The 1,420-nt window shown below is 68.8% G+C and carries 2 protein-coding genes; both read left to right on the forward strand.

The window, feature by feature from the left end:
* A partial coding sequence (locus E4K09_RS26725) for a zinc-binding dehydrogenase (protein WP_134500666.1) occupies positions 1-960 on the forward strand: 960 nt, incomplete at its 5' end.
* 14 nt (positions 961-974) lie between these two features.
* Positions 975-1,420 (forward strand): alpha/beta hydrolase-fold protein (locus tag E4K09_RS26730; RefSeq protein ID WP_244610712.1); only part of this gene is annotated, 446 nt, incomplete at its 3' end.

The following is a 1,420-nucleotide window of genomic DNA, read 5'->3' on the forward strand; positions in this document are numbered from 1 at the left end:
TCCGAGGGCAAGTTCCCGGCCATCCTCGGCCACGAGGGCGCCGGCATCGTGCGCGAGGTCGGGCCCGGGGTCACCACCCTGAAAGCGGGCGATCACGTGATCCCGCTCTACACGCCCGAGTGCCGCAGCTGCAAATCCTGCCTGTCGCGCCGCACCAACCTGTGCACCGCCATCCGGGCCACCCAGGGCCAGGGGCTGATGCCCGACGGCACCTCGCGCTTCCGCTGTGACGGCGAGACCGTGTTCCACTACATGGGCTGCTCGACCTTTGCCAACTTCACCGTGCTGCCCGAGATCGCGCTCGCCAAGGTGCGCGAGGACGCCCCCTTCGACAAGATCTGCTACATCGGCTGCGGGGTCACCACCGGCATCGGGGCGGTGATCTACACCGCCAAGGTCTGGCCCGGCGCCAACGTGGTGGTGTTCGGCTTAGGCGGCATCGGGCTCAACGTGATCCAGGGCGCCCGCATGGTCGGGGCCGACAGGATCATCGGGGTCGACATCAACCCGAACAAGCGCGCCATGGCCGAGAAGTTCGGCATGACCGACTTCATCAACCCCGACGAGGTCGGGCCCGACAAGGTGGTGCAGGCCATTGTCGACCTCACCGGCGGCGGCGCCGATTTCTCGTTCGACGCCACCGGCAACGTCAATGTGATGCGCCAGGCGCTGGAGTGCTGCCACCGCGGCTGGGGCGAGAGCATCATCATCGGGGTGGCCGAGGCCGGCCGGGAGATCGCCACCAGGCCGTTCCAGCTCGTCACCGGCCGCGTGTGGCGCGGCACGGCGTTCGGCGGGGCGCGCGGGCGCACGGACGTGCCCAAGATCGTCGACTGGTACATGGAGGGCAAGATCAACATCGACGACCTGATCACCCACACCATGCCGCTCGAGGAGATCAACACCGCCTTCGACCTGATGCACGAGGGCAAGTCGATCCGCTCGGTGATCGTCTACTGACCGGGAGGGATGGGGTGAGCCTTGAGACCGTCGCGCAGGCGCGCTGCTTTGGCGGCACGCAGTTCGTCTACCGGCACGCCTCGCAGGCGACCGGCACGCCCATGCGGCTTGCGGTGTTCGTGCCGCCGCAGGCTGAACGGGGCAAGGTGCCGGTGGTGTGGTTCCTGTCCGGGCTCACCTGCACGGAGGAGAACTTCACCGTCAAGGCGGGCGCGCAGCGGGCTGCCGCGGAGCTCGGCCTGATGCTGATCGCGCCCGACACCAGCCCGCGCGGCGAAGGGGTGCCGGACGATCCCGCGGGCGCCTATGATCTGGGGCTCGGCGCCGGCTTTTACGTGGATGCCACCGAGGCCCCCTGGGCCAGGCACTACCGCATGCGCTCCTATCTCGAGCAGGAGCTGCCGGCTCTGGTTGCGGAGAACCTGCCGGCCGACCTGGAGCGGCAGGGGATCATGGGCCA

Source organism: Microvirga pakistanensis (assembly GCF_004458765.1).
GTDB lineage: Bacteria > Pseudomonadota > Alphaproteobacteria > Rhizobiales > Beijerinckiaceae > Microvirga > Microvirga pakistanensis.